General features: G+C 66.4%; 7 protein-coding genes. 5 read left to right on the top strand and 2 right to left on the bottom strand.

Going from position 1 to position 7,835, the window contains the following annotated elements; genetic code table 11:
• Positions 1 to 1,387: hypothetical protein (locus Q8M82_RS20555; protein ID WP_305693160.1), on the top strand; the 1,387-nt coding region annotated here is incomplete at its 5' end.
• Between the two features lie 459 nt (positions 1,388 to 1,846).
• Here the strand turns inward: Q8M82_RS20555 and Q8M82_RS20560 are convergent.
• Positions 1,847 to 2,638 (bottom strand): tetratricopeptide repeat protein, encoded by a 792-nt coding sequence (locus tag Q8M82_RS20560; RefSeq protein WP_305693161.1) that lies wholly within the window; start codon positions 2,636 to 2,638, stop codon positions 1,847 to 1,849.
• A 220-nt stretch (positions 2,639 to 2,858) separates the two neighbouring features.
• Between Q8M82_RS20560 and Q8M82_RS20565 the strand changes: the two genes are divergently transcribed.
• The 4 genes from Q8M82_RS20565 to Q8M82_RS20580 all read left to right on the top strand — a co-directional run bounded on the left by Q8M82_RS20565 (position 2,859) and on the right by Q8M82_RS20580 (position 6,337).
• A complete protein-coding gene (locus tag Q8M82_RS20565; RefSeq protein ID WP_371126424.1) occupies positions 2,859 to 4,244 on the top strand; it encodes a leucyl aminopeptidase family protein in 1,386 nt (461 codons plus the stop codon).
• An 81-nt stretch (positions 4,245 to 4,325) separates the two neighbouring features.
• Positions 4,326 to 4,679, top strand: coding sequence for a MarR family winged helix-turn-helix transcriptional regulator (locus Q8M82_RS20570; protein WP_305693162.1), 354 nt, complete (start codon positions 4,326 to 4,328; stop codon positions 4,677 to 4,679).
• A gap of 64 nt (positions 4,680 to 4,743) precedes the next feature.
• Complete coding sequence (locus Q8M82_RS20575; protein WP_305693163.1) at positions 4,744 to 5,448, top strand: META domain-containing protein; 705 nt, start codon at positions 4,744 to 4,746, stop codon at positions 5,446 to 5,448.
• Positions 5,449 to 5,464: 16 nt separating this feature from the next.
• Positions 5,465 to 6,337: a C40 family peptidase gene (locus Q8M82_RS20580; RefSeq protein ID WP_305693164.1), complete on the top strand. Its 873-nt coding sequence runs from the start codon at positions 5,465 to 5,467 to the stop codon at positions 6,335 to 6,337.
• On the opposite strand, the gene mutS is transcribed toward Q8M82_RS20580, so the two are convergent.
• A partial coding sequence (gene mutS, locus Q8M82_RS20585) for a DNA mismatch repair protein MutS (protein WP_305693165.1) occupies positions 6,334 to 7,835 on the bottom strand: 1,502 nt, incomplete at its 5' end. The two genes, Q8M82_RS20580 and mutS, sit on opposite strands and share 4 nt — an antisense overlap.

The following is a 7,835-nucleotide window of genomic DNA, read 5'->3' on the forward strand; positions in this document are numbered from 1 at the left end:
TGAAGCACCAACGCCAGAATTTGTCGAAACCTTTGGTGAGCTCTCGCTGTTTCAGCTCGTTAACGTGCTTCAGCAACTCGGAACTTATGCGAGCAGCGAGCCAAACCATAGGCGCTGGAAGTCGAAGATTGTCAGTCATCGAAGCAACGTCCATCTTATCCTGTCACGTGGATGGTCTATTTTGCGTGAATGGCCTACCAGTTTCGACCGGTTTCTGTCGGAACTCGCATTAGAAAACAGTAAATCAGAGAATGTGGCCGCCGCGCCGCCGGTCGCATTCCGGTCCTTCTATCAATACACGGCATATCGCCCACGCGATGGAATGGAGTGTATTAGAAATGCATTTGACAAATATATACGCGAGAGCTGGAGTGGCGCGTTGGAGCCTGTCCGACGCAATTCGGCGATCATTCTTCCAGGACAAGAGCTCAAGAACGAGTTCATAAGCGAGCTCGAAATCTCCCGCCGTGTCGGAAAGGCGCAAGCCCGCGCGATTCTGAACTGGAGGCCACCGACGATCGTCATCGAACGATCGAAACAAAAGCCTCGACGCTTCATGAAGCGTTCAGCAGCCGAAGAATTGATACCCAATGGTAGCGCGTTACTGAGCTTGAAGAATGCGAGCAAATTTCTTTCGGTTTCGGCCACGTTTACAAAAATGTTTGCCGACCAGGGCTTGTTAGCATCGGTCGATGGGCCATCCATCAGTGGGAACAAGCGATATCTTTTTTCACGGTCGACACTCATCGATTTCGTCGCCTCCGTCGCCACTCGATCAGTTGTTGCCACCGAAAATGGCGAAAGGGTTTCGTTCGGTGTTTTCCTGAGATCCCATCGCGCACGAGGAATTACACTTGCGGGAGCCATGCAAAGTATTAGGGAAGGTAAAATTCTACCGATAATTGTCGGTTCTGAAGTGATATCCATGGCAGACATTAGGTTTTCGAAGCGAGTTCTGGATCTAATGCTCCGTGGAATGTCCACTGGCGATAATATAGTCACCAGGAGGTATGTTATAAATACTCTTGCTGTTAACAAGCGTACCGTTCAATTTCTCATCCGAAATGGACATCTTCTAGAAACTGACGGACTCGGTAAGCAAAAGCCTATATTGAGGTCATCTTTTGATAAATTTAATTCCGAATGGATAAAGGTAGGAGATGTTGCAAAATTGTATAATACAAGTCGGATGTTGGCGTCGAGGGCGCTGATGTTTCTGGAATTTGGGTCTATTATGGATGAATCAGATTCGTCGGTTGCGACGTATTTTGATCGGCGGGCCGTGTCCGAATTGAGGGGGTTTAAGGCAACCCTTAACAGTGTCGCGTTTCATCGCGGCAAGCGGTATTCGGATTACATTGCGGGTCTCGCTGAGCGGAGCTGTTGAGTGGCGGATCTTTGACACCGTAACCGATATCTGGCGCGGCTCCGGCCGCGCGATTTTTTTTGGCATTCAACGCGGCATGCGCCACGCGCATGACCAAAAAGCCGCCCAGTCTCACGTTGAATGAGATTTTTGATGGCTGGTCTCATTCTGAATGAGATGGTCGGTGACACTGAGTGAGATTCGTGCTTTCAGCGCGCATGTCGGTGTCATCTTGAATGAGATCCCACACCCGCAGCCCGCAGTCGCGGGTTGCCGCGGGCTTTGGGCTTTGCAGTTGCAAGCAGGGCATCGCTTTCCACGATCGAAAGCCGCATGCCGTCCGCCGCGTCCCTGGCCCCGGGGAATTGCGGGCGAACCGACGCGGGTGCCCCATCGTCCGTTTGTGCAATGGGGGAGTGAACGGAGCGATGTCCGCTGCAGCGCCCTTAGGGGACGGCGGGCTTTCCGGCCCGCGCGCTTTCAGCCCTGCGGCTCGCTCGGCTCGGGTGCGCGCGCCTGCGCCGGCGTGACTTTCGCCTTGGGCTTGGCTGCGCCCGTCTTGAGCATCTCCCAGCTGTTGGGCTGGCTCACGCTGCGCTTCAGATAGGCGATCGTCGCCGCGGCTTCCGCGGGGCTCTGGTCCTGGCGGGCGAGGGTTTCGGCCTCCCCGAAACGGCCCTGCAGGCCGAGCACGAGCACCAGGTTCTGGCGCACGCGCGGATCGCTGCGGCCGGCGGAGACCGCCTCGCGCAGGACGCGCTCGGCCTCCGGCAACTGTCGGGACAGGGCGAGCGACAAGCCGAGATTGGAGAGAACGGTCGGCTCGCCGGGCGCGATCTTCAGCGCTGCCTGGTAGATCTGCTGGGCTCGGGCATGCTCGCCGAGCTGGTCGGCGACCGTGCCCTGTGCCGACAGAATGCGCCAGTCCGGGCGCTCCGGCGAATGAGCCCGCGACAGCACGTCGTCGGCTTCCTTGAGCCGGCCGTTGTCGGCGAGCGAGCGTCCATAGGCGCCCAGCAGCGCACGGTCGTTGCCATGCGTCAGCACGGCGCTCTGCAGCACGGCCAGGGCCTGGGCGTTCTGGTCGAGCGAACGCAGGGCGCGGGCGTAGTAGAAGGCGGCGTCGCGGTCCTTCGGGTTGGCTTCGTAGCGCTTGCCCCAGCGTTCGCTCTCGGACTGCCAGTCGGAGGCGCTGCGTGGCTGCGCGGCGCTGCCGCCGATGGAGCCGGTGACGTCCCCTAGCCCGCCGCGGGCCTGGCAACCCGCGAGCATGAGGCCGGCGAGGCAGAGGGAGAAAGCCAGAGCGGGGCGGGAGAGCCGTCGCGGTGACGCGAGCGCCCTGAATGGCCCGACGGGTAACGACAGATGACTGGAAAACATGGGTCTCACCGCCTCGCCACCATGGCCGATGTGGTCGATCCGGTGATAAAACGTTAACCCTAACGCATCCTTAACCGGCCTTGGCCGCCCTCCGCATCAGGTAGCCTCTCCCGTGAACACCCTTGTCGTTGCAGCGTGCCCGGCCGCGATCCCCGTCCATTGCGTGACGAAAACCGGCTTGCGGGCGCTGCTGGCCGATCTCGCGCCGGAAGCCCGGCGCTTCGCGGAAGCCCAGGGCTTCGCGGCTCAGCCCGGCCAGCATATCCTCCTGCCGGACGCCGCGGGCGCCGTCGCGGCGGTTCTGCTCGGCGTCGAAGGCATCGAGGCGCGGCGTCGCGATCCCTTCGCCCCGGGGCGGTTGGCGGCCTCTCTTCCGGCGGGCGACTATGTCCTGGCGGGTGAGACGGGGGATCCGGACCTCGCCGCGCTGGGCTGGCTGCTGCAGGCCTATCGCTTCGACCGCTACCGCAAGCCGGCCCCCATCGCAGCGCGGCTTGTCCTGCCGGAGGATGTCGACGGCACCGATCTCGCCCGGATCGCCGGATCGGTGGCTCTGGCGCGGGATCTCGTCAATACGCCCGCCAACGACATGGGGCCGGCCGAGATCGAGCTCGCCATCCGCGCGCTCGCCGATGAAACCGGCGCGGTGGTGACGGCGATCATCGGCGACGATCTGCTCGCCCGCAACTTCCCGATGATCCACGCCGTCGGCCGCGCCTCGCCGCGCGCGCCCAGGCTGATCGACCTCGTCTGGGGCAACCCCGACCATCCGAAGGTCACCCTCGTCGGCAAGGGCGTCGCCTTCGACACGGGCGGGCTCGATCTCAAGCCCTCGGCCGGCATGCTGCTGATGAAGAAGGATATGGGTGGCGCGGCCGCAGCCATCGCGGCGGCGCGCATGATCATGCTGGCCAGGCTGCCGGTGAGGTTGCGGCTGCTCGTGCCGGCGGTGGAGAACGCCGTCTCGGGCTCCGCCTTCCGCCCGGGCGACATCCTGCCGAGCCGCAAGGGGCTCAGCGTCGAGATCGGCAATACCGACGCGGAGGGCCGCCTCATCCTGGCCGATGCGCTGGCGCTCGCCGACGAGGAGGCGCCGGAACTGCTGATCGACTTCGCCACGCTGACCGGCGCGGCGCGCACCGCGCTCGGCCCCGATCTGCCGCCTTTCTACACCCATGACGAGGGCCTGGCGGCGGAGATCGCGCGGCTGGGGCAGGCGGTCAACGACCCGGTCTGGCGCATGCCGCTCTGGCCGCCCTATGAGCGCATGCTGGAGTCGCGCATCGCCGATCTCAATCACGTCTCCGGCGGCAGCTTCGCCGGTTCGGTGACAGCGGCGCTGTTCCTCAACCGCTTCGTCGAGAAGACGCAGTCCTACGCCCATTTCGACATTTACGCCTGGACCCCGTCCGCCAGACCCGGCCGGCCCGAGGGCGGCGAGTGCCAGGCGGCGCGGTTGACCTATGCGCTGGTCAGGCAGCTTCACCCGCCCGGTTAAGCCTGTCGGCAGAAGCCGATTGCGCCCGCTTCGGCGCGCGGTAATGATACGGGTCCGTAACGATCGGGATCCGTCCTGCCCATGCCGCTGGAGATCAGGCCTTCGCAGGCCCTCAGATTGTGGCGTCAGGTCCATCTCGATCTGGTGCGCGACGGGGAGTCCGACCTCTCGGCCCGCCAGACCGCGATCCTGCTGACGATCTATCTGGAGCTGCCGCCGCACACGGTGCGCGGCCTTGCGGCGCAGCTCGGCGTGACCAAGCCGGTCATCACCCGTGCCTTGGACAGCATGGGCAAGCTCGGGCTGGTGACGCGCCGGCGTGACGAAACCGACCGCCGCAACGTGGTGATCCAGCGCACCGTGGCCGGAGCGCTGGCCGTCGAGCGCCTCGCCGATTGCGTCGTCGAGCGGGCGCGCGAGATCGGCGCGACCTGACCGGGCTCGGGTGACGACGACGGCGCGTTGCGCTTATGGTCGCCGCCTGCGTCGGGGAATCACCATGGTCTGGACACGCCGCCTCGGCCCACTGGCCGGTCTTGCCGCTCTCGTCCTCGGCCCTGTTGCGCTGGCGGCTCCGCTGGGCGCCCCACCCTACACCGCGCGCGGACAGGAGCCGGGCTGGCGGCTGACCATCGCTCGGGACAGCATCGCCCTGGACATGGCGAGCGGCGAAAAGCTGCGGGCGCCCACGCCGAGGGCGCGCCGTGCTGGCCGGCAGGCGCGCTACGACGTCGTTTTCGACGGCCGCCCCGCCAGGATCGCGATCGAACGCCGCCTCTGCCGCGACACGATGAGCGGGATGCCCCATCCCGATACCGTCGCGATCCTTCGGCGTCAGCCGGTCCTGGGGGGGTGTGGCGGCGAGCCGCGTGATCTGCTGATCTCCGGCGAATGGCGGGTCACGCAGATCGGCGGCCAGCGCGTGCTCGGCAAAACCCGGCCGAGCCTTCAGTTTCTCGCGGATGGCGGGCTCGCCGGCAACGGGTCGTGCAACCGCTTCCGGACGTCGTACACGCTCACCGGCGAAGGTCTCACGCTGGGTCTCTCGGCGACGACGATGATGGCTTGCGAGCCGGCGGTGATGGCGCAGGAGCGGGCGCTTCTGCGCCGGCTCGAAGGCGTCGGCAGCTTCGATATTCGCCCTGACGGCGCCCTCGTCCTCAAAGGCCGGGACGGTGAGGCGTTGGTGGCGCGCCGCCCCTGAGATGGATCCCCGACAGATGAACATGACGCTCGACCGCCGGCTGACCCCGGCTCGCCCCGATCTGGCAGCCCGCCACCTGCAGGGCCGCGTCGAGGCGCGTGCCTTCGCCGATCCCGAGCCGATGCGCGTGGCCGCACCCTCGGCGCCGCTGCGGCGCGAGCCGCGGCCCGATGCCCCGCTCGACACCGAGGCGCTCTGCGGCGAGGCGGTCGACGTCTATGAGCGCTTCGAGGGCTGGGCCTGGGTCCAGCTTCGTTCGGACGGCTATGTCGGCTATCTGCCCGACGACGCGCTGCGGCCGGATGCGCTCGCGCCGACCCACCGCGTGAGTGCGCTGCGAACCTTCGTCTATCCGGGCCCGTCGATGAAGCTGCCGCCGCTGGCGGCCCTGTCGCTCGGGGCCGGTGTCGCGGTGGCCGGCGAGAGCGGGGAGTTCCTCGCGCTCGCCGAGTTCGGCCGCTACACCACCGGCTTCGTCTTCGCGCCGCATCTCGCGCCGCTGGACCAGCCCGAATCCGACTTCGTCACCGTCGCCGAGCGCTTTCTGAACGTGCCCTATCTCTGGGGCGGCAAGACCAGCCTCGGCCTCGATTGCTCCGGCCTGACGCAGCTCGCGCTGGCCGCTGCCGGCATCGGCTCGCCGCGCGATTCCGACATGCTGGAGCGCGAGATAGGCGAGCCCGTGTCCTTCGACGACAGCTTGAGCAGTCTGAGGCGTGGCGACCTCGTCTTCTGGAAGGGCCATGTCGGCATCATGACCGACCCCGACACGCTGCTCCACGCCACCGCCTCTTCGATGACGGTGATGAGCGAGCCGCTGCGCACCGCCCGCGACCGGATCCTGGCCAAGAGCTTCGGCGCGATCACCAGCATCCGGCGGATCGGCTAGCTCATCCCCCTCAGACGATACAGCGCCTCCAGCGCCTCGCGCGGCGTCATCTCGTCGAGGTCGAGCCCGTCGAGGGCGAGCCGCAGCGGGTCTTCCGCAGGCAGAACGGGAGGGGCGGCGGCGCGGCGCTGCGGAACAGCGAACAGCGGCAGGTCGTCGACCAGCGAGGCGACGGGTTTCTCGCGTTCGCTCTTCTCGAGTTCGCCGAGGATGGTGCGGGCGCGCTCGACCACGGCGGGCGGTAGCCCGGCGAGCTTGGCGACCTGGATGCCGTAGGAGCGGTCGGCGGCGCCGGGCACGACCTCGTGCAGGAACACCACCTCGCCCTTCCATTCGGTGACGCGCACGGTCGCGTTGCTGACGCGCTCCAGCCGGTCGGCCAGAGCCGTCAGCTCGTGGTAATGCGTCGCAAACAGGCCCCGGCAGCGATTGACCTCGTGCAGATGCTCGATCGCGGCCCAGGCGATCGAGAGACCGTCGAAAGTCGCGGTGCCGCGCCCGATCTCGTCGAGGATGACCAGGGCACGCGGGCCGGCCTGGTTCAGGATCGCCGCGGTCTCGACCATTTCGACCATGAAGGTCGAGCGCCCGCGGGCGAGATCGTCGGCGGCGCCGACGCGGGAGAACAGCCGGTCGACGATGCCGATTTGTGCGCTCGTCGCCGGCACGAAGGCCCCCATCTGGGCCAGCACCGCAATCAGCGCATTCTGCCGCAGGAAGGTCGACTTGCCCGCCATGTTGGGACCGGTGATCAGGCAGATGCGGCCGCCCTTCGCACCGTCGCCCGGCGGTGAGAGATCCGTTTCGTTGGCGACGAAGGGCTTGCCGTCGCGCTTCAGTGCCGCCTCGACGACAGGATGCCGGCCGCCGGCGATCGTGAAGGCCTCGCTGGCGTCGACCAGGGGCCGGGTCCAGCCTTCCCGCGTGGCGAGTTCGGCGAGCCCCGCGGCGACGTCGATTTCGGCGAGCGCCGCCGCGGCCCGCTTGATCGGCTCGGCCTGGGCGAGCACCGCCTCGCTGAGCGCGGCGAAGATGCCGAGTTCGAGCTTCAGCGCGCGGTCGGCCGCCGAGGCGATCTTCGCCTCCAGCCCGCCGAGTTCGACGGAGGAGAAGCGCATGGCGTCCGACATCGTCTGCCGGTGCACGAAGGTCGCCCGCCAGGGCTCCTTGAGGAAATCCTCGCCGACGGCCTGCGGCACCTCGACGAAATAGCCCAGCATGGCGTTGTGCTTGATCCGCAGCGTCCGGCAGCCGGTCTCGGCCGCATAGCGCGCCTGCAGCTGCGCGATCACCTTGCGCGAATCGACCTGCAGCAGGCGCAGCTCGTCCAGCGCCGGGTCATGGCCCTCGCGCACGAAGCGCCCGTCGCGCCGGTTGAGCGGCAACTCGTCGGCTAGCGTGGTCGCGAGCCGCGCCGGCAGGTCTGGGTCGATCTCGGACAGGGCGCGCGAAGCCTTCGACAGCTCTGCCGGCAGCGCCGCCCGGTCGAGCAGCATGG

This window comes from Allobosea sp. (assembly GCF_030694325.1).
Lineage (GTDB): Bacteria > Pseudomonadota > Alphaproteobacteria > Rhizobiales > Beijerinckiaceae > Allobosea.

What these genes read in the sequence shown, in the direction of transcription:
- Q8M82_RS20580 (WP_305693164.1), top strand. Translation starts at nt 5,465, where the DNA reads ATGAACATGACGCTCGACCGCCGGCTGACCCCGGCTCGCCCCGATCTG.
- Q8M82_RS20560 (WP_305693161.1), bottom strand. Translation starts at nt 2,638, where the DNA reads ATGCTCGCGGGTTGCCAGGCCCGCGGCGGGCTAGGGGACGTCACCGGC.
- Q8M82_RS20570 (WP_305693162.1), top strand. Translation starts at nt 4,326, where the DNA reads ATGCCGCTGGAGATCAGGCCTTCGCAGGCCCTCAGATTGTGGCGTCAG.
- Q8M82_RS20575 (WP_305693163.1), top strand. Translation starts at nt 4,744, where the DNA reads ATGGTCTGGACACGCCGCCTCGGCCCACTGGCCGGTCTTGCCGCTCTC.